20 protein-coding genes and 1 pseudogene are annotated in these 17,869 nt (G+C 70.9%); 13 read left to right on the forward strand and 8 right to left on the reverse strand.

The window, feature by feature from the left end; translation table 11 throughout:
• The first annotated feature begins 42 nt into the window (after nucleotides 1-42).
• Together CHC05_RS19405 and CHC05_RS19410 are read left to right on the forward strand one after the other, a co-directional pair.
• Entirely contained in the window at nucleotides 43-429 is a 387-nt protein-coding gene (locus CHC05_RS19405; RefSeq protein ID WP_089250783.1) for a VOC family protein, read from the forward strand.
• Nucleotides 430-439: 10 nt separating this feature from the next.
• The gene (locus CHC05_RS19410; protein WP_245871050.1) at nucleotides 440-874 is read left to right on the forward strand and encodes a YdeI/OmpD-associated family protein; all 435 of its coding nucleotides are present in this window, start codon (nucleotides 440-442) and stop codon (nucleotides 872-874) included.
• 1 nt (nucleotide 875) lies between these two features.
• Here CHC05_RS19410 and CHC05_RS19415 read toward each other — a convergent pair whose 3' ends face one another.
• The gene (locus tag CHC05_RS19415) at nucleotides 876-2,240 is read right to left on the reverse strand and encodes a sodium:proton exchanger (RefSeq protein ID WP_089250785.1); all 1,365 of its coding nucleotides are present in this window, start codon (nucleotides 2,238-2,240) and stop codon (nucleotides 876-878) included.
• A 79-nt stretch (nucleotides 2,241-2,319) separates the two neighbouring features.
• Between CHC05_RS19415 and CHC05_RS19420 the strand changes: the two genes are divergently transcribed.
• From CHC05_RS19420 to qcrB, 5 genes and pseudogenes are all read left to right on the forward strand, one after another.
• The gene (locus CHC05_RS19420; protein WP_144022674.1) at nucleotides 2,320-2,559 is read left to right on the forward strand and encodes a hypothetical protein; all 240 of its coding nucleotides are present in this window, start codon (nucleotides 2,320-2,322) and stop codon (nucleotides 2,557-2,559) included.
• A gap of 62 nt (nucleotides 2,560-2,621) precedes the next feature.
• Entirely contained in the window at nucleotides 2,622-2,957 is a 336-nt protein-coding gene (locus CHC05_RS19425; protein WP_089250789.1) for an L-rhamnose mutarotase, read from the forward strand.
• 30 nt (nucleotides 2,958-2,987) lie between these two features.
• A pseudogene (locus tag CHC05_RS42090) lies at nucleotides 2,988-3,293 on the forward strand (DNA glycosylase AlkZ-like family protein); the annotation flags it as partial.
• Between the two features lie 74 nt (nucleotides 3,294-3,367).
• The gene (locus CHC05_RS42095; RefSeq protein WP_425426805.1) at nucleotides 3,368-4,006 is read left to right on the forward strand and encodes a DNA glycosylase AlkZ-like family protein; all 639 of its coding nucleotides are present in this window, start codon (nucleotides 3,368-3,370) and stop codon (nucleotides 4,004-4,006) included.
• Nucleotides 4,007-4,067: 61 nt separating this feature from the next.
• Nucleotides 4,068-5,669 carry a cytochrome bc1 complex cytochrome b subunit gene (gene qcrB / locus CHC05_RS19435; protein WP_089250791.1) on the forward strand — a complete coding sequence of 534 codons (1,602 nt, stop codon included), beginning with the start codon at nucleotides 4,068-4,070 and terminating at the stop codon, nucleotides 5,667-5,669.
• On the opposite strand, the gene CHC05_RS19440 is transcribed toward qcrB, so the two are convergent.
• On the reverse strand, nucleotides 5,647-6,669 hold the full coding sequence (locus CHC05_RS19440; protein ID WP_089250793.1) for a zinc-dependent alcohol dehydrogenase family protein: 1,023 nt from the start codon (nucleotides 6,667-6,669) through the stop codon (nucleotides 5,647-5,649). The two genes, qcrB and CHC05_RS19440, sit on opposite strands and share 23 nt — an antisense overlap.
• A gap of 125 nt (nucleotides 6,670-6,794) precedes the next feature.
• Between CHC05_RS19440 and CHC05_RS19445 the strand changes: the two genes are divergently transcribed.
• The 3 genes from CHC05_RS19445 to CHC05_RS19455 all read left to right on the forward strand — a co-directional run bounded on the left by CHC05_RS19445 (nucleotide 6,795) and on the right by CHC05_RS19455 (nucleotide 10,221).
• On the forward strand, nucleotides 6,795-7,688 hold the full coding sequence (locus tag CHC05_RS19445) for a helix-turn-helix transcriptional regulator (protein WP_089250795.1): 894 nt from the start codon (nucleotides 6,795-6,797) through the stop codon (nucleotides 7,686-7,688).
• Entirely contained in the window at nucleotides 7,685-8,083 is a 399-nt protein-coding gene (locus CHC05_RS19450) for a (R)-mandelonitrile lyase (RefSeq protein WP_089250797.1), read from the forward strand. The genes CHC05_RS19445 and CHC05_RS19450 overlap by 4 nt, the downstream gene beginning before the upstream one ends.
• A gap of 65 nt (nucleotides 8,084-8,148) precedes the next feature.
• Nucleotides 8,149-10,221, forward strand: a complete 2,073-nt coding sequence (locus tag CHC05_RS19455) for a hypothetical protein (RefSeq protein WP_089250799.1) — start codon at nucleotides 8,149-8,151, stop codon at nucleotides 10,219-10,221.
• Here the strand turns inward: CHC05_RS19455 and CHC05_RS41555 are convergent.
• Nucleotides 10,196-10,711 (reverse strand): alpha/beta fold hydrolase, encoded by a 516-nt coding sequence (locus CHC05_RS41555; RefSeq protein ID WP_179266272.1) that lies wholly within the window; start codon nucleotides 10,709-10,711, stop codon nucleotides 10,196-10,198. The genes CHC05_RS19455 and CHC05_RS41555 overlap by 26 nt on opposite strands.
• Before the next feature lie 242 nt (nucleotides 10,712-10,953).
• Between CHC05_RS41555 and CHC05_RS19465 the strand changes: the two genes are divergently transcribed.
• Complete coding sequence (locus CHC05_RS19465) at nucleotides 10,954-11,385, forward strand: sensor histidine kinase (RefSeq protein ID WP_245871051.1); 432 nt, start codon at nucleotides 10,954-10,956, stop codon at nucleotides 11,383-11,385.
• Nucleotides 11,386-11,393: 8 nt separating this feature from the next.
• On the opposite strand, the gene CHC05_RS19470 is transcribed toward CHC05_RS19465, so the two are convergent.
• Nucleotides 11,394-11,972, reverse strand: coding sequence for a hypothetical protein (locus CHC05_RS19470; protein ID WP_089250803.1), 579 nt, complete (start codon nucleotides 11,970-11,972; stop codon nucleotides 11,394-11,396).
• 101 nt (nucleotides 11,973-12,073) lie between these two features.
• On the opposite strand from CHC05_RS19470, the gene CHC05_RS19475 reads away from it, so the two are divergent.
• Together CHC05_RS19475 and CHC05_RS19480 are read left to right on the forward strand one after the other, a co-directional pair.
• A complete protein-coding gene (locus tag CHC05_RS19475; RefSeq protein ID WP_089250805.1) occupies nucleotides 12,074-13,186 on the forward strand; it encodes a sensor histidine kinase in 1,113 nt (370 codons plus the stop codon).
• Nucleotides 13,183-13,833, forward strand: coding sequence for a response regulator (locus CHC05_RS19480; RefSeq protein ID WP_089250807.1), 651 nt, complete (start codon nucleotides 13,183-13,185; stop codon nucleotides 13,831-13,833). The genes CHC05_RS19475 and CHC05_RS19480 overlap by 4 nt, the downstream gene beginning before the upstream one ends.
• A 10-nt stretch (nucleotides 13,834-13,843) precedes the next feature.
• On the opposite strand, the gene CHC05_RS19485 is transcribed toward CHC05_RS19480, so the two are convergent.
• Genes CHC05_RS19485 through CHC05_RS19500 form a run of 4 tightly spaced genes read right to left on the reverse strand, consistent with a single transcriptional unit; the run spans nucleotide 13,844 to nucleotide 17,827 of the window.
• The gene (locus CHC05_RS19485; protein ID WP_089250809.1) at nucleotides 13,844-14,134 is read right to left on the reverse strand and encodes a hypothetical protein; all 291 of its coding nucleotides are present in this window, start codon (nucleotides 14,132-14,134) and stop codon (nucleotides 13,844-13,846) included.
• Complete coding sequence (locus CHC05_RS19490; RefSeq protein WP_089250811.1) at nucleotides 14,131-15,033, reverse strand: intradiol ring-cleavage dioxygenase; 903 nt, start codon at nucleotides 15,031-15,033, stop codon at nucleotides 14,131-14,133. Before CHC05_RS19490 ends, CHC05_RS19485 begins: the two co-directional genes overlap by 4 nt.
• Nucleotides 15,030-16,058, reverse strand: coding sequence for a maleylacetate reductase (locus CHC05_RS19495; RefSeq protein ID WP_089250813.1), 1,029 nt, complete (start codon nucleotides 16,056-16,058; stop codon nucleotides 15,030-15,032). Before CHC05_RS19495 ends, CHC05_RS19490 begins: the two co-directional genes overlap by 4 nt.
• Nucleotides 16,055-17,827, reverse strand: coding sequence for an FAD-dependent oxidoreductase (locus CHC05_RS19500; protein WP_089250815.1), 1,773 nt, complete (start codon nucleotides 17,825-17,827; stop codon nucleotides 16,055-16,057). Before CHC05_RS19500 ends, CHC05_RS19495 begins: the two co-directional genes overlap by 4 nt.
• Nucleotides 17,828-17,869: the final 42 nt, after the last annotated feature.

Genomic DNA, 17,869 nt, shown 5'->3' on the forward strand with positions numbered 1-17,869 from the left:
AATGACCGGCGAAACCACGCCGGTGTGACGGAGGAGAGAAACATGTTGAGTGCCATCATGCTCGGTGTCGAGGACCTGGACCGGGCCAAGACCTTCTACGCTGACGGTCTGGGCTTCAAGATCGACAAGGATACCCGCGGCTTCGTCTCGTTCGACCTGGGCGAGGGATCGCCGCAACTCGCGCTCTACCCATGGGACGCGGCGGCGAAGGATGCCGGCGTACCGCCGGAGGGTTCCGGGTTCCGGGGTGCCTCGTTCCACCTCAATCCTGACTCCCGGGACGTGGTGGACCAGACCATCCGCGCCGCGGTCGCCGCCGGTGGCAGCGTGGTCCGGGAGGCGGCCGAGGCCCGGTGGGGCGGATACTTCGGCTACTTCAGCGACCCGGACGGGTACCTATGGAAGATCACCACCTACGCCACCGCCTAAGGAGCAACCCGTGAAGTTCCGTACCCTCGTCGAGCCGCCCGAGCCCATGCGGGGCCTGGAAGTGCCGCCCGCGGTGGTGGAGGCGCTCGGCGGGGGCGCGCGGCCGCCGGTGACGATCACCGTCAACGGGCACACCTGGCGGAGCCGGGTCGCCATCATGCGCGGGCGGCACCTGCTCGGCCTGAGCAGCGCCAACCGCACGGCCGCGGGCGTCGCGGTCGGTGACGAGGTCGAGGTGGACCTCGTGCTCGACACCGAGCCGCGCGTCGCCGTCGAGCCCGCGGACCTCACCGCGGCGCTGGACGCCGACCCGGCCGCCCGCGCCGCGTACGACAAGCTCACCTCCAGCCAGCAGCGTGAGCACGTGCGGGCCATCGAGAGCGCGAAGAAGCCCGAGACCCGCCAGCGCCGCATCGAGAAGGCCATCGCCACCCTGCGGGGCTGACCTACCGATCAGGGGGTACGAAGACGAGCTTTTCCCGCAGCCGCAGCTTGCCGGCGGTCGTCGTGCAGCGCATGTCGGCACCCATCTCCCGGTACGGCGTGACGAAGCCGTCGCGCAGCAGCGGCACCACGAGCCGGCGGTCGCGGACCACGGTGAGGACCACGAGCCCCAGGTAGACCACCGACAGCACCACCAGCTCGCGGCCCCGCCACGACGAGGGCACCGCGGCGCTCAGCACGAACTGGGCCACGAACAGGCCGAACAGCAGCAGCGCGGACCGTACGCTCAGCGTGCGCCCGATCAGCAGCGTGACCGCGAGCAGTGACTGGGCCGCGGTGAGCAGCAGCTCCTCGCGCTGGGTGGCCTCGATCGGCAGCCCGGACCAGCCGCCGCTGGCTACGGCGAACACGATCGGCAGCGAGCCGACCAGCAGCGTCCACTGGTTGACCTTCGAGGAGATGAGCGCGCCCAACGCGTCCGTGGTGTGCAGCCGCCAGGCGTACAGGCCCGCGACCAGCAGCTCGGGTGCCTCCGAGGCCAGCGGCGCCAGCCATTGCACCAGGAGGAACTCGCTGATCCCGAACTCCGCGCCGGTGGCCACCAGCGACTCGGCGAAGTGCTCGGCGGTGAGCAGGATGACCGCGGCCGCCCCGACGAACATCGCCACGACCGTCAGGCGGCGCGGGCGGCGCGGCAACCCGCCGACCCACGCCGCCGGGCCGATCAGGTCCGGCTCGCCGGCCGGGGCGCGGGAGATCCGCCAGCTGTAGACCACGAAGATCGACAGCAGCACCGCGGTGTCGACCAGCGACAGCGTCCGCTTGAACGGCAGCACCAGGCAGTACAGCGAGGCCACCGCCAGGAACGCGATGGCGACCGAGTCCGGCCGGCCGACGGTGACCCGGCTCGCCGTCGCCGGCGGCTCCCCGCGGGCGCGCATGCGGCGCCAGGCGATCAGCACCACCAGGGCCCAGCCGACACCGACCAGGATCCGGTTGGCGCCGGTCATGTTGGCCAGGGCCAGCGAGCAGTTCGAGGTCTCCTCACCGGGCGCCAGGCACGACGGACCGTACGCGGCGACCGCCTCACCACCGCGGGCGGTGAACACGAAGTCCACGGCGTACTCGGGCAGCACCGCGATCAGGGCCAGCAGCGCGACCGCCAGCCCGGCGGAGATGTCGACCTGGGCCGCCTCCGCCGCCCACGCCAGCAGGAACGCCGCACCCACGATCGCGAGTCCATAGACGACGGCCGCCACCGGTGGGGCCGGATGCAGCCCGGCGACCGCGACCACCACACCGGGGACCGCCAAGAGCACGGCGACCAAGCCGGCGACGGGTGGCCGGCGCCCGGTACCAGCGGACATGCTCACGACCTTAGGGTGGGGCCGGGATCTTGGCGAGGTTCCCGTCCATTTGGGCGAAATGTCCGCAATACTTGGTGGGATGCAGCCTATCGTCAGCAGTCCGCTCAACCAGACGCTCGGCGAGCTCAACGACGCCGTCCGCCAGCTACCGGCCGCCGCCGAGCATTCCGCGCCGGCCAGGTTGCGCCGGGAGGCCATCGCGCTGGCAGACGTCATCCACCGCGACGGGGAAAGCGCGCACACGGACGAAGCGAATCGCCTGCTACGAAGGATCCGTGGTTATCTCGTGGACGCGGCGAAGGACCCGGCCGCCAGCTGAACCCGTCGGTCCCGAATGACGTCGGTGTTTCGGGTACGCCGGTGGAGTGAAACGATTACCTGATGACGGTTGTGGAGCGACGCGGCCTGGTGGTCAACGTGCGGCCGGAACGGCGCGAGGAGTACCTCGCACTGCATCGGGCGGTCTGGCCTCAGGTGGAGGAGACCCTGCGCCGGGCGCACGTCACGAACTACACGATCTTCGTGCTCGACGACACGCTGTTCGCCTACTACGAGTACGTCGGCTCGGACCACGACGCCGACATGGCGCTGGTCGCCCAGGACCCGGTGACACGAGAGTGGTGGACCCACACGGACCCGTGCCAGACCCCGTTCGGCGGCGACGGGACACGGGACGGCGGGTGGCGCGCGGCGGAGGAGGCCTGGCACCTCGACTGAGGAACATTCTTGTCGTACCCCTCGGTCAGAATGACCCTCGTGCGTGAGGTGACGGACGACGAGCGCCGGGCCCGGCTGGGCGTGCGGCACGCGCTGGCGGGGTCGGCCCGGGTGCGCTCGCCCGAAGACGCCGCACGCGCGGTGGTGTGCCTGCACGCGACCGAGCCACCGAGCGTGCACCTGTCATGTTGGGCGCGGGTTGGCGACGTGACCGTCGACGACGTCGAGGGGGCGCTCTACCAGGCCCGCTCGCTCGTGCGGCAGCTCTCGATGCGCGAGACGCTGTTCGTCTTTCCCCGCGACCTCGTGCCGGCGGTGTGGGGGAGCGCGGCGGCCCGGGTGGCCGCCGTCCACCGCAAGCGGCTCCTCAAGGACCTCGCGCGGTGGGGGCCGGCCGGGCATGACGTCGACTGGCTCGCGGGCGTGGAGCAGGCGGTGCTGGCCCACCTCGCCGACGGTGTGCCGCGCTCGTCGAAGCAGGTGCGCGAGCAGGTTCCCGAGGCGGGGGGCGTCATCGTCCAGGCGCCCGACAAGTCCTGGGGTGGGCCGGTCGCGATCGCGCCGAAGGTGCTCACCCAGCTCAGTCTCGACGGGGCGCCTGGTGGCTGGGTGCCACCAAATCCGTCGTGCGGGAGGCGCTGGACGATCTCGGCGCCGTGCGGGTGTCCTTGAGCGACGGCGCGGTCGGCTTTCTGCGCCCCGACGATCTTGACCCGGTTGCCGCTCCCGAGCCGTGGGTCGCGTTGCTTCCGCTGCTCGACCCGACCGTGATGGGCTGGAAGGGGCGGGCGTTCTACCTCGGCCCGCACGCACTCCAGTTGTTCGACAGCGCCGGCAACGCCGGGACCACCGCCTGGATCGACGGGCGGGTGGTCGGTGCGTGGGTGCAGAACCCGGCCGGGGTGGTGGAGCTACGGCTCCTCGAGGAGGTCCCGCCGGCGGCGCACGCGTTGTTGCGGGCCGAAGCGCGGCGCCTGACCGAGTGGCTGGGCGGCCAGCGGGTCTTCACCGTCTACCCGTCGCCGGCCATGGTCAACGACAGTATGTAGTAGACACTGATGACCCGTCTGTGTAGCGTCAACGACGACGTGTAGTAGACGGGAGTCAGCGATGCGGCGACGGGCGAACTCTCTCGCGTCCCTGCCGGGTCGGGCCGGGCACCAGGTCGAAGACCGGCTCGGGGTCGCGACGCCGCTGCGGGCGATCCTCAACAAGGTCTTCCCCGACCACTGGTCGTTCCTGCTGGGCGAGATCGCGCTGTTCTCGTTCATCGTCCTGCTGCTGACCGGCACGTTCCTGTCGCTGTTCTTCGACCCGTCGATGCGCGAGGTCGTCTACGACGGCAGCTACACCCCGCTGCGCGGGGTGCACATGTCCGCCGCGTACGCCTCCTCGCTCGACCTGTCCTTCGACGTGCGCGGCGGCCTGGTCATGCGGCAGTTGCACCACTGGTCGGCGTTGCTGTTCATGGCGGCGATCGTCGTGCACATGCTGCGGATCTTCTTCACCGGCGCGTTCCGCAAGCCCCGCGAGATCAACTGGATCATCGGCTCGCTGCTGTTCTGGATCGGCTTCCTGGCCGGCTTCACCGGCTACTCCCTGCCGGACGACGCACTGTCGGGCACCGGCCTGCGGATCGCCTCGGGCATCCTGCTGTCGATCCCGGTGATCGGCACCTGGGTGACCTCGTCCCTGTTCGGCGGCGAGTTCCCCGGCGACCTGATCATCGGCCGGTTCTTCATCCTGCACGTCCTGCTGATCCCCGCGCTGCTGGTCGCGCTGATCGCGGTCCACGTCGGCCTGGTGTTCAAGCAGAAGCACACCCAGTGGCCGGGCCCGGGACGCACCAACTCCAATGTGGTCGGCGAGCGGATGTTCCCCCGGTACGCGATCAAACAGGCGGGCTTCTTCGTCATGGTCGCCGGCGTCATCGCCCTGCTGGCCGGGCTGCTCCAGATCAACCCCATCTGGCTGTTCGGCCCGTACGAGTCGGCGGTCGTATCCGCGGCGTCGCAGCCGGACTGGTACGTGATGGTGCTGGACGGCGCGATCCGCCTGATGCCGGCCTGGGAGATCACCCTCCCCATCGGAGACGGCTACGTCATCCCGCCGATGTTCTGGCCCGCCGTCGTCCTGCCGGGACTGCTCACGACCCTGCCGATGGCGTACCCGTTCATCGAGGCGAGGCTGCGCCGCGACAACCTGGCGCACAACCTGCTGCAGCGCCCGCGCGACGTCCCGGCCCGCACGGCACTGGGCGCGATGGCCGTGGCCTTCTTCCTGGTGCTGACCCTCTCGGGTGGCAACGACGTGATCGCCGACAAGTTCCAGATCAGCCTCAACGCCCTGACCTGGGCCGGCCGCATCGGCATGCTCATCGCGCCGCCGATCGCCTACTGGGTGACCTACCGGATCTGCCTGGGCCTGCAACAACACGACCGCGAGGTGCTGACCCACGGAGTCGAGACGGGCATCATCCGGCGCCTGCCGGACGGCCGGTTCGTCGAGATCCACCAACCACTGGGCGCCGGCCACGCGTACGCCGGCTGGGTCGTACCCAAGAAGATGAACCGGCTCGGCGCCCTCGGGCCGGCCCTCAAGGGCTTCTTCCGGCCCTTGGAACGACCGGCCGAGGCCCCGGTCTCACCGGGCCACCCACCCGTCGACGCACCCAGGGAGCGGCAGGAGATCAAGGGCGGAGCAGGACTTTGATCGCCTCGCGGGTGTCCATGGCCCGGTAGCCGTCGGCGGCCCGCTCCAGCGGCAGTTCGAGGTCGAAGACCTTGCCCGGGTCGATGCGGCGGTGCCAGATCCGGTCCATCAGGTCCGGCAGGAACCGGCGGACGGGTGCCGGGCCGCCGTGCAGGTGCACGTGGGAGAAGAACAGCTCGTCGCCGGGCAGCTGCACGTCGTGGGCGACGCCGACGTAGCCGACGTGGCCGCCCGGGCGGGTGGCGCGGATGGCCTGCATCATCGACTCCTGGGTGCCGACGGCCTCGATGACCGAGTGCGCGCCGAGGCCGCCGGTCAGGTCCTTGATCCGGGCCACGCCGTCGGCACCGCGTTCGGCGACGAGGTCGGTGGCCCCGTACTCCAGGGCGAGCTTCTGCCGGTCGCCGTGGCGGCTCATCGCGATGATGCGCTCGGCGCCAAGCTCGCGGGCGGCGAGCACGCCGAGCAACCCGACGGCGCCGTCGCCGACCACGGCCACGGTCTTCCCGGGGCGGACCTGCGCGGCGACGGCGGCGAACCAGCCGGTGCCGAGCACGTCGGAGGCGGCCAGGAAGCTCGGGATCAGGTCCGCGTCCGGGACCTGCGGGGTCGCGACCAGGGTGCCGTCGGCCAGCGGCACGCGCAGCCGCTGCGCCTGGGCGCCCTCGCCGCCGACGCCCTCGCGGTGTACGCACGAGCTCTGGTAGCCGGCCCGGCAGATGGCGCAGGTGTTGTCGGAGGCGAAGAACGAGCCGACCACGAACTGGCCCGGCTTGACCGTCGTGACCTCGGCGCCGACCTCTTCGACGATGCCGGCGTACTCGTGGCCCATCGGCGAGGGGCCGTTGATCGGCTCGGCGCCCCGGTAGGGCCAGAGGTCCGAGCCGCAGACACAGGTCGCGGACAGGCGAATGACCGCGTCCGTCGGCTTGGTGATCCGGGGGTCGGGCCGGTCCACGACCCGAACGTCACCGGGGGCGTACATGACCGCTCCGCGCACGATCGTCTCCTTGCTCTGGGTGAGACACCCAGGAAACGCCCATGCGGGTGCCAACGGGAGTCCCTGCTCTGACGGGTACTGACAGGGATCCCCTCCCGGTTCGTGGCGGCCGTAGTGTCGATGGCATGGACAACCGCGCCGAGGTCCGCGAGTTCCTGATCTCGCGGCGGGCGAAGCTCACCCCCGACCAGACGGGTCTGCCCGACATCGGCAGCCGCCGGGTCCCCGGGCTGCGCCGCGGCGAGGTCGCGGCCCTGGCTGGGGTGAGCGTGGAGTACTACACCAAGCTCGAACGCGGGGCGCTGGCCGGAGCGTCGGCGTCCGTCCTCGACGCGATCGCCCGGGCGCTGCAGCTCGACGACGCGGAACGTGCCCACTTGTTCGACCTCGCCCGCGCCGCGGACGGCACCAGCGCTCTCGCCCGGCCCGCGCGGCGCACGACGAGAGGCTGGACACCGCGGCCGGCGTTGCAATGGGCGTTGGACGCCTACGCCGCCGGCCCGGCGATCGTGCGCAACGGCCGGATGGACCTGCTCGCCGCCAACCACCTCGGGCGGGCGATGCACTCGTCCATGTACGAGAGCGATCCGGGCCGCACGCCGAACTTCGCCCGCTACACGTTCCTCGACAGCGACGCCCGCCGCTTCTACCCGGACTGGGAGCGCGCGGCCGACATCGCCGTGTCGATCCTGCGCATCGAGGCCGGCCGTGACCCGCACGACCGGGGCATGCACGACCTGGTCGGTGAACTGTCGACCCGCAGCGACGAGTTCCGCCGCCGCTGGAGCGCCCACAACGTGCGCCTGCACGGCGCCGGCACCAAGCACTTCCACCATCGGGCTGTCGGTGACCTGACGCTGGCGTACGAGAGTCTGGAGCTGGTCTCCGAACCGGGCCTGAACCTGACCCTGTACTCGGCCGAGCCCGGCTCGCCGACCGAGTCCGCCCTCGCCCTGCTCGCCTCGTGGGCCGCCACGCAGGACGCCGACGAGGCCCGCCGAACGGAGCTACCGACATGAAGATCACCCGCAGCTCCATAGCCACGGCCAAAGGCCCGACCGACTGGTTCACCGGCGACGTCTACATCGACGCGATCGCCGCCGCCCCGGCACCGTCGCGGCTGCGCGCGAACCTGGTCCACTTCATGCCGGGCGCCCGCACCCACTGGCACCGACACCCCCTGAGCCAAACCGTCTTCGTCACGGAGGGAATCGGCCGCTGCCAACGCCGCGGCGGCCCGATCGAGACCATCCATCCGGGCGACCGCGTCCTGTTCGAAGCGAACGAGGAACACTGGCACGGCGCCGCCCCCGACCGCCTCATGGTCCACATAGCCATCAACGAAGCCGACGACGACCATCCCGTCGTCCACTGGCTCGACCCGGTAACCGACGAGGAATACACCGCAGGCTGAGGGGTCTGTGCTTCGAAGACGGGCAGAATTCGGGTGTGTCGGGACGGCGGTTCCCATGGCTGAGGGTGGCGGTTTTCGCCACGTTCATCGTCTGTGGTGCGCTCGTCCTTGTCCTTGGAGATCTTGAGGCGCTGGACAAGTGGCTTGGGATCACGGGACTGAGTACGGCGGCCCTGGGCGGTTGGGTGCTCAAGGGCATCCAGGAGTGGCGAGCCGGAAGCGATCTGCCGGACGCTCGTCAGCTGGAGGTCGCGGCGGCCGACCTGGCCACCGCGGTGCACCGCACGTGGAGTCGAGAGGCCGTCAATCGGGGGTTGACTTCGCCGTTGCCGATCGCGGTGCGGATGCGGGCCGCCGATCCGCGCATCGCGGCACACCCCGCCCAATGGCACGAGCCGGTCGGCGCGCCGATGACAGCGGACGTCGCCGGTGCCACGCTCGCGGGAACAGTTGCCGACGTGGTTGGCCTGTATCGGCGAGTGGCGACCGGGCGGTTGGTCATCGTTGGTGAACCCGGCGGTGGCAAAAGCGGTGCGGCGGTCTTGTTATTGCTTTCACTGAGCGCCAGCCGCAGCGGGGACTCCCTGATCCCGGTCTGGCTGCCGCTCGCGTCGTGGGACCCGGCGGCCAGCACCGTAGAGGCGTGGATGGTCGGCCAGCTCATCACGAGCTATGGCACGCCACCGAGCGCGGCCGCGGAGCTTGTCGCGCAGGGCAGAGTCCTGCCGGTCCTCGACGGTCTCGACGAGATACCACAGATCCATCGGGCAGCGGCCGTGACCGGCCTGGGCGGCCTCGGCACCGCACCGCTCGTGCTGACCTGCCGCACCGAGGAGTACATCGCCGCTGTCGCTGCGGGTGTCCTCGCCGCGGCGGCGGTAGTCGAGGTGGTGCCGGTGGGCGTCGACGTCATGGTTGCCTACCTGACCCAGTCCGGGTCCGCCGACACCGCCCGCTGGGACCGGTTGATCGCCGCGTTGCGTGCCGGCCCACCCAGCCCGTGTTCGCAGACACTGAGCAGTCCGCTCATGCTGAGCCTCGCCCGCGTCGTGTACCAAGCTCCGACGTCCGACCCGAGCGAGCTTCTCGACTGTTCGACCGCGGAGCAGGTCGAGGACCGGCTTCTGGACGGGCTCGTCCCCGCCGTCTACGGCCGTGACGCCGACGACACGCCACCTGACCGGGCCAGCCGATGGCTGTCCTTCTTCGCCGATCGGCTGGCCCTCATAGGACCTGGCGTCATCGCCTGGTGGCGCCTGCCGCAATGCCTGGCCGACCGGCACCTGCGCAGCATCGCTGGTCTCGGGTACGGGTTGGCAGCAGGGCTTTGGGCCACGGTGGCCTTCGCATGGCTGGGCCCGTTCGCGCTGTTCGGCCCGGCGTGCATCGTGGTCGGACCCATCGTCGGCCTGCTGGCGGCACGCCTGCGCACGGAACTCCCGGGTGTGCCCCGGCCTGCGTTGTGGCGTGTCCCCAACAGGCGAGATCTGGTCGGTGGACTTCGGTCAGGGGCGCGGACCGGGATTGTCGTTGGCCCTGCTTGTGGCCTGGGCCTGGGAGTCCTCGGACTGACCTATCAACTGGAGTCCTTCCGGCTCGAGGACGACACCGCACTGGCAGTCGTGCGCTACCTGCTGTGGATCATTTGGTACTCGATCCTCATTGGTCTCTCCGTCGCCGTGGTGAGAGGGCTCACCCTTGCCCTGGCCGGACAGCCACGCGACAGCGTCACACCACTGTCATCGCATCAGGCCGATCGACGGGCCGGCCGCCAGACGGCGATCATCCTCGGCCTCGCCATGCTGTTGATCCTAGAGTTGGCACTCCTCGCAACCGATCCGTCAATGGACAGTGTCCTCTTCGGGCTCGTTGTCGGGCTGCCGATCGCTCTGGGAATCGTTGTCTGGGTCCAGCTGAGAGGATCGGCGCACGCGTGGTTCGCGGTCGCGGCGATGCTCCTCGTTCGCCAGGGGCTGCTTCCGAAGCGGCCGCTGCTGTTCCTCGAGGATGCCTACCGGCGTGGCGTGCTGCGCAAGGTCGGGGCGGTGTACGAGTTCCGCCATTCCCGTCTCGCCGAGCGCCTCCGGACCACCGGTCAAGACATCGCCGAGGTCAGACCACCGTCGCCGCGGCCTTGAGGATCACCTCCGTGACCGCGGTGAGGGTCGCCGGCAGGTCCGCGACGAACGCCTCGTGGAACAGGTCCACGTCGATCGACAGCTCGCCCAGCACCTCGCCGCCGGGTCCCACCGGGTAGTCCGACTGCCGCAGCGCCGTCGGGAGGACGCTGTCCCGCGAGCCCGCCTCGATCTGCTGCAACGTCTCGCCCTCGTCCGGGGCGAACGCGGCGACGTAGACCAGCCCGACGACGTTGTCCGCCAGCGCGGCCGCGTTGGTGATCGCCGCGCCGCCGTACGAGTGGCCGACCGCCAGGACGGGCCCCGGCACCTGGTGGAAGTCGACGCGACCCCTGGTGCTGGTCGTCGACGACCTGCACTGGCTCGACCGCCACAGCGCGGACGTGCTCAGCTTCGTCGTACGCAGGCTCGGCGGCAGCAACGCCGGTTTCCTCGCGGCGGCGCGGACCGCCACGATCGACGGCTTCGCACCCGCGGGTATCGCCCGCACGAACTGTCCACATTGGCCCCGGAGGCGGCGCGAGCTGCGCGAACGGTTCCCGAGCGTCGCACCCAAGGGTCGGGCAGCGGCTGCTGGACGAAGCCCAACGGAACCCGCTCGCCCTCCTGGAGCTGCCGCCGGTGCTGACCGGAGAGCAACGCGCCGCCTGGGAGGGTCGTCTGGGTGAGGTTGACCCCTGACTTGTTGGTCACGACGCCACCGACCATCACCACGCCGGTGATCATCAGCTGGTGGGCGTCGCCCGAGTGGCTGCTGACGAGCTCGGCCAGCCCGATCGTGCCGGCTGGGAGCCGGTCGACCTCGCCCAGGTGGCGCGGGACGTGCTCGACGCGCGGGTTTCCGATGGCATCCGCGTCGACGCCACGCTCGAACCGGCTGTCGTGCACGGCGATCCCCGCCTCCTCGCCAGCCTGGTGGCTAACCTGGTCGACAACGCCCTTCGGCACAACAGTGGGCCGCACGTACCGCTGGCGGAGATCTCCCGTCTCTTCCAACCGTTCCAACGTCGGCCGGCCGGACAGGTCGACGGGCACGGGCTCGGGTTGGCCATCGTCCGGACCATCGCCACCGCGCACAGGGCCACGCTGTCGGCGACCGCCCGCACGGAAGGCGGCCTCACGGTAGCGGTCGCCTTCGGCCCGTGTCACCGCCCGATGACATGACGAGCTGCTTACACGCGGCTCGCCAGTGCCGGATCGGGCGTCGGCGCGGATACGGGAACGCGCAGCGCCAGCCCGAGCCAGGCGATGGTGGCGCCCGCCAGCACGTGCAGCACCGGTGGCAACAGCGAGTCCTCCGGCAGGCGGGCGGCGAGCGCGAACAGCGGCAGCACGACCACGTAGCCCCAGGCCGGCACGCGCGGCAGTAGCTTGGCGCGGATCATCGAGATTCCGAACAGCACCGTGCCGATGATGAAGATCGCCACCGAGGCCAGCAGGGCGGCCCTGGTCGGGCCGGGCACCACCAGGTCCGGGTCGAGGAAGAAGACGGCGAGGTTCAACGTGTACGCGGCCCCGCCGAACAGGCCCAGGCCGATGACGTTGACCGCGTACCCGATCGTGGCCAGGCGAGTGCCGCGTTGGGTGACGAACACCGCCGTGAGTAGTGGGACGGCTAGTGCCGGCGAGATCCCCAGGAGGACACTCGTCGCGGCGGTCTCACCCGTGAACGCCTCGATGGCACCGGGGACAGCGATGAACACACCACACAGGGCGCCGCTGACGGCGCCGAAACGTTGAAGGAAATCCATGGCCCGACGGTAGGAACGCGCCCGCACCTCGGGTAAGTGCCGGCAGGCACGTGCCGTCCGGCCTATCGATCCGCGGCGTCCCGCGCCGTAGCCTGCGAGGTGTGTCCCCGTCGCGGCCCGTCCCGTGGGTGTCCACCGCGCTCTACGGCGCGGTGCTGGTCGGCGGCCTGTACGCGTGGATCGCCGGCATCGGCGCCACCCAGCCGATCGTGTTCGTCGCCGCGCTCGGCGCCCTGTTCGCGCTGGACCTCGCCGAGCTCCGCCGCTATCCCGTTCGCACCCCCGCCGGGCCGGCCGCCACGCTGCTCGCCGTGCGGCTGGCCCTCATCCTCGCCGTCACCGCCGCGGACGGGTCCGGCCTCGCCCGCGCACTGTTCGTCCTGCTCCCGTTCACGGCCTACTTCGCCTACGGCCGTGCGGTCAGCATCGCGGTCGCCCTGGGCTGCGTCGCGCTCGTCGTCGTGACCTTCCACCTGACGATCCCGCACTGGTACGCCGAGGCAGAGCCGGTCTCGGACCTCCTGATGTTCAGCGTCGGTCTCGTGCTGACCATCGCCATGGCCTCGGTCGCGGTCGCGGAGCAGCGCGGCCGGGCCCGGGTCGCGGACCTGTCCGCGGCAGCCGAACGCAACCGGGTCGCCCGCGACATCCACGATGGACTCGGCCACCACCTCACCGCGATCACCCTGTTGCTGGAGAAGGCCGAGACCTTCCGCGACCTGGACCCGCCGGCCGCCGACCGCGCGGTCCAGGAGGCGCGGCAGTCCGCCCGACGCGCGCTGCAGGACGTGCGGGAGTCGGTGCGCGCGCTGCGTCCCGGTGGACCGCCGTTCCACCTCTCGACCGCCCTCACCGACCTGGCCGGCCAGGTCGACGACGGCCGAACGGCCGTCCGCGTCGACGTCACCGGCGACGAACGGCGATATGACACCGAGGCCCTGATCGCCCTGTACCGGGCCGCGCAGGAGGGAATCACCAACTCCCGCCGGCACGCCGGCGCCAACCTCATCTCGGTGAACGTCGCCCTCGGCGCCGCGTCCGCGCGGCTCGTCGTCGCCGACGACGGGTGCGGCTTTCCGGCGTCACGCGAGGGCTTCGGCCTGACCGGCATGCGCGAACGGGTCCAGTTGGCCGGCGGCAGTGTGGCCATCTCCAGCGGCCCGGGCGCCGGCACCACGCTGACGGTGACCGTCCCGTCGCGGACGCCGCGATGAGCGACGCCGTGCGGGTCCTGGTCGTCGACGACCAGCAGCTGATCCGGGAGAGCATCGCCTCCCTGCTGGAGGTCCAGCCGGGCATCGTCGTGCTGGGCACCGCGGCCGACGGCCGCGACGCCGTCGAGAAGACCCTCGCCCTCGCGCCCGACGTGGTCCTCATGGACGTGCGAATGCCCACAATGGACGGCGTCGAGGCGGCCGCCATCCTGCACCGCCGCGCACCCACCTGCCGCGTGGTCATGCTCACCACCTTCGACGACGAGGAGTACGTGGTCGAAGCCCTGCGCGCCGGCGCCACCGGCTACCTGCTGAAAGACCTACCCGCCAAGGACCTGGCCGACGCCGTGCGCCTCGCACACGCGGGCGTCGTCCAGTTCGACCGGGCCGCCGCCGCCCGGCTGGCATCGGCCCTGTCCCGCCCGATCCGATCGGCGGCGCCGGACCCGGCCCGACACTCGCTGACCGCCCGCGAGCTCGACGTGCTCCGGCTACTGGCCGGCGGCGCGACCAACCGCGAGATCGCCCAGCGGCTCTACCTGAGCGAGGGCACGGTCAAGAACCACATCTCCCGGGTGCTCACCCGGCTCGGCCTACGCGACCGCACCCAGGCCGCGATCTACGCGCGCGACAACGGGCTGCTCTGACCTTCGCCGGCTAGGCGGTCCATCCGAGCCAGGCGTCGCCGGCCGACACGACCGCGAACCAGACGACGACGGCAACGAGCGGGACGACCAGGGTCCAGGGTGGGCGGGTCCGTAGCAGAGCGATCGCGACCGCGAGCAGGCCCGCCCAGATGACGACGAGAACGCCTACCGCCCACGCCGGCATGACCAGCCCGCTGACCACGTAGAAGAACAAGACCACGACGTGCGCGACGATGCCGACCCACGCCAGGAAGCGCCCGACGAGGCTCGGCCGGACGGCCTGACCCGATGGATCCCTCATCCGCCCAGTGTGGATGAGCGCGACCCGGGGTCCGGGGCCAGGACGATGTCGAAACGTACCCGTGACCAGGGTTGGCCGTTCAGGTCTCGGCCGTCGGGGGTGGGGGTGGTCGCCGGCTGGGGTTCGAAGTCCTTGACCAGCGAGTCTCGGACGCCGAAGACGCTGTCGCTGGTCAGGAGGGCGTCGCCGCGGACGAAGATGTGGGTCACCAATGTCCGGCACTCGGGGGCTTCGACCAGGAAGTGCAGGTGCGAGGCGCGCATCGGGGAGCGGCCCGTCGCGGACAGGAGGCGGCCGACCGGGCCGTCGTGGGGGATCGGGTACGGGGTCGGCTGGATCGCCCAGAAGCGGTAGGTGCCGTCGGTGTCCGTGTGCAGGTGACCGCGGGCGGCGACCCGGTCGTCGCCGTACTGCACGTCGTAGAAGCCCTCGTCGTCCGCTTCCCAGACCTCGATCCGGGCGTTCGGCACCGGCTTGCCGGCGGCGTCGCGGACCGTTCCCTCGACCAGGCACGGTTGGCCGCTGGCGCTGCCCGCGATGTCGCCGCCGTGCGGGATGTGGGGGGAGCCCTCCACGAAGAACGGGCCGAAGACCGTCGCCTCCGTCGCGTCGCCGTACGCCTGGTTGTTGACCGTCACCGTTTGCATCGACGCGCCCAGCACGTCCGAGAGCAGGATGAACTCCTGCCGTCGGTCGTCCGTCATGTGGCCGGTGGCGGTCAGGAACTGGATCGCCTGTTGCCACTCCTGCTCGGTGAGCCGGACCTCTCGGACGAACGCGTGCAGGTGCCGGGTGAGTGCCTGCATCAGGTGCCGCAGGCGCGGATCCGGGGTGTCGTCGAACGACGCTACGACCCGGTCGACCAGCTGGGCCTCGCGGCTCTCCTGCTCCGTGCTCATCGCTGCTCCTGTCCCGCCCACGCGTGACGCAGTAGTTCGTGCAGGTTCGCGGCCGTGACCGCGGTCGGGTTGTCCGGCGGCACGACCGGCAGGATCGCCTCGACCGCCGCCGGGATGTCGGTCTCCTGGAAGCCGTAGTCCCGCAGGGCGGTAGGTGCGTCGACCGAGGAACGCAGCCGGCGCAGGCCGTCCACCGCGGACGACGCGTCAAAAGCGGACGCCACGCGCTGCGCGACCGCGGGCACCGACGGGGCGTTGAAGGCGAGGACGTGCGGCAGCACCACCGCGTGGGTCTGGGCGTGCGGCAGGTTGAACCTGCCGCCGAGCACGTGGCAGATCTTGTGGTGCAGGCCCGAGCCCGCCGACGCGAACGCCACCGCCGACAGGTACGCGCCGTACAACGCCTGCTCCCGGCCCTCGATGCCGGTCGGATCTCGCACCACCTGGGGCAGACCCGATCGCATGGCGCGGATGCCTTCCAGGGCGAGCGCCTGGTTGATCGGGTCCGCTCGCGGCGCCCACATCGAGTCGACGCAGTGCGCGACGGCGTTCAGCCCCGAGGCGACGCTCAGGTCCACCGGGAGCGTCAGCGTCAGCGCCGCGTCGTAGACGACTGTTCGCGGCAGGACCCGTCCGTCAGATCCGGTGGTCTTTCGCCCGCCCGAAGTCAGGCCCCACACATCCGTGGCCTCCGAACCGGCGTACGTGGTCGGGACCGCGACGATCGGCAGCCCGCTGGTCAAGGCGACCGCCTTGGCCAGGCCGGTCGTCGACCCGCCGCCGACGCTGACGAGGACGTCCACGCCGTGCGCCGAGGCCGTGGCGCGGGCCCGCTCGGCGACCTCCACCGGGACGTGCATCGCCACCTCGCGGTAGTGGATCGCCCCCGGAAGGACGTCGAGCTCGTCGCCGATCACCATGGGCTCGCTGCCGAGCCGGGCCACCTCGGCCGCGAGCTGCCCGAGCGACCCCGCGCCGAAGACCACGCGCTGCGGCAGCGTCTCGTGCGTGAAGCTGATGCTCATGCGTCGCCGGACCGCCCGAGAATCGAGGCGAGACCAGAACGCAGCGCGGTGTACGGGTCGGCCGCCAGCGCCATCGACCGCCACCCGATGTGCTTGTCCGGACGCACCAGGATCGCTCCGTCCTCGGCCACCTCGCGCACCCGCGCCCAGTCGAAGTACAGGTCGGTCGCCGCGCGGCCGGGGCCGATGACCACCGCCTCCAACGGTACGCCGAGCTCCTGGCCGACCTTCGCCGCCGCTCCGACCCACGGCTCACCGGCGATCCCGGTGAACAGGGTGAACCGGGTCAGCGGAGCCAGGTCCAGGGTGGACACCCGGTGACGGGCGTCGCCGACCCAGACGTGCGGCAGCTTGGCGCCCGGCACCGTCGACGGCTCGAAGTAGAGCTCGGCGTCCCGACTCGGCGCGGGGCGCGAGCTGCCGTCGGGCACCACCGCCGTCGAGGCGTAGAACTGGCCGAGCTCGACGCCGTGCGCGTTGAACTCGTAGTGCTTGAGCTCCATCGCCGACACCAGGGCGGCTCGCTTCGCGGCACCCGCCGGGGTGTTGGCCTTGCGTTCCTCGATCCGCGCGGCCATCTCCGCCTCGTCCTCGGCGTCGAGCAGGCCGAGCACCTCGAAGAACTGCACGAACTCGCGGCTGGACTTGTTGGCCCGCTTGACGATCTGCTGGGCCACCGGCGCGCGCTCGGCGGTGAAAGTGTCCAACAAGGATGGTGCGGCCTGACCGCGCAGGACCGCCGCGAGCTTCCAGGCCAGGTTGTACGAGTCCTGGATCGAGGTGTTCGAGCCGAGCCCGTTGGACGGCGGGTGCCGATGGACGGCGTCGCCGACGCAGAACACCCGTCCGGAGTGCAGGCGCGTCGCGTACATCTCGTTGTTGCCCCACAACGACGTCCCGGTGATCTCGACCTCGAGGTCGGGCAACCCGACGAGGTTCCGCACGATGGCGGTGGCCGCGGCGTCGTCGACCACCGGCGGCTCGTTGATGTCGTAGCCCCAGACGATCAGCCACTCGTTCCACGGCCGCACCGTGCGCACCAACCCGGCGCCGATCCCGCCGACGTTCGACCCCGGCTGGATGACCCAGTAGAGGATCGACGGGCGGTGTCCCACGTACGCGGCCAGGTCCGCCTTGAAGGTGATGTTCATCGACCCGGCGATGTCCATCGCGCCTTCCATCGGCAGGTCGAGATCGGCGGCCACCTGCGAGCGGGCACCGTCGGCGCCGACGAGGTACTTGGCGCGGATCGAGTAGACCTGGCCGGTCAGGCGGTCCCGCACGGTCACGTCGACGCCGTCGGCGTCCTGCTGATGCGAGACGTACTCGGTCGAGAACCTGGCCTGGGTGCCGCGCTGGGTCGCGTTGCGTACCAGGATGGGTTCCAGATAGGTCTGCGGGATGTCGACCGGCAGGCAGGGGGAGGCGAGCTGGTAGTCGCCGCGCCGGCCGGGATGGGTTCCCCAGGTGAGGATCCGGCCGATCTCCTCGCCGGCGATCGACGTGCAGAAGACCGTGTCGCCCATCAGGTGGTGCGGCGTGGCGTCGGCGAGGACCTGGTCCTCGATGCCCGTGTCCCGGAAGACCTCCATCGCACGCTGGTTCGTGATGTGCGAGCGCGGGGTGTTGGCCGTCCACCGGTACTTCGTGATCATGATGTTCGGGATGCCCAGAGTGGACAGCAGCAGCGCCGCTCCCGCCCCCGCCGGACCCGATCCCACGACCAGGACGTCGGTGGTCACCGCCGGCCCGCCAGCCACATCTGTCATTCGCTCAGTGTCGAGAACGGACCCGGTGCCGAGGCAAGCGTC

The sequence above is a fragment of the Asanoa hainanensis genome, assembly GCF_900188485.1.
Classification (GTDB): domain Bacteria; phylum Actinomycetota; class Actinomycetes; order Mycobacteriales; family Micromonosporaceae; genus Asanoa; species Asanoa hainanensis.

What these genes read in the sequence shown, in the direction of transcription:
- CHC05_RS19495 (WP_089250813.1), bottom strand. Translation starts at nt 16,058, where the DNA reads ATGAGCATCAGCTTCACGCACGAGACGCTGCCGCAGCGCGTGGTCTTC.
- CHC05_RS19480 (WP_089250807.1), top strand. Translation starts at nt 13,183, where the DNA reads ATGAGCGACGCCGTGCGGGTCCTGGTCGTCGACGACCAGCAGCTGATC.
- CHC05_RS19500 (WP_089250815.1), bottom strand. Translation starts at nt 17,827, where the DNA reads ATGACAGATGTGGCTGGCGGGCCGGCGGTGACCACCGACGTCCTGGTC.
- CHC05_RS19425 (WP_089250789.1), top strand. Translation starts at nt 2,622, where the DNA reads ATGACGGTTGTGGAGCGACGCGGCCTGGTGGTCAACGTGCGGCCGGAA.
- CHC05_RS19490 (WP_089250811.1), bottom strand. Translation starts at nt 15,033, where the DNA reads ATGAGCACGGAGCAGGAGAGCCGCGAGGCCCAGCTGGTCGACCGGGTC.
- CHC05_RS19450 (WP_089250797.1), top strand. Translation starts at nt 7,685, where the DNA reads ATGAAGATCACCCGCAGCTCCATAGCCACGGCCAAAGGCCCGACCGAC.
- CHC05_RS19485 (WP_089250809.1), bottom strand. Translation starts at nt 14,134, where the DNA reads ATGAGGGATCCATCGGGTCAGGCCGTCCGGCCGAGCCTCGTCGGGCGC.
- CHC05_RS19420 (WP_144022674.1), top strand. Translation starts at nt 2,320, where the DNA reads ATGCAGCCTATCGTCAGCAGTCCGCTCAACCAGACGCTCGGCGAGCTC.
- CHC05_RS19405 (WP_089250783.1), top strand. Translation starts at nt 43, where the DNA reads ATGTTGAGTGCCATCATGCTCGGTGTCGAGGACCTGGACCGGGCCAAG.
- qcrB (WP_089250791.1), top strand. Translation starts at nt 4,068, where the DNA reads ATGCGGCGACGGGCGAACTCTCTCGCGTCCCTGCCGGGTCGGGCCGGG.
- CHC05_RS19415 (WP_089250785.1), bottom strand. Translation starts at nt 2,240, where the DNA reads ATGTCCGCTGGTACCGGGCGCCGGCCACCCGTCGCCGGCTTGGTCGCC.
- CHC05_RS19470 (WP_089250803.1), bottom strand. Translation starts at nt 11,972, where the DNA reads ATGGATTTCCTTCAACGTTTCGGCGCCGTCAGCGGCGCCCTGTGTGGT.
- CHC05_RS19445 (WP_089250795.1), top strand. Translation starts at nt 6,795, where the DNA reads ATGGACAACCGCGCCGAGGTCCGCGAGTTCCTGATCTCGCGGCGGGCG.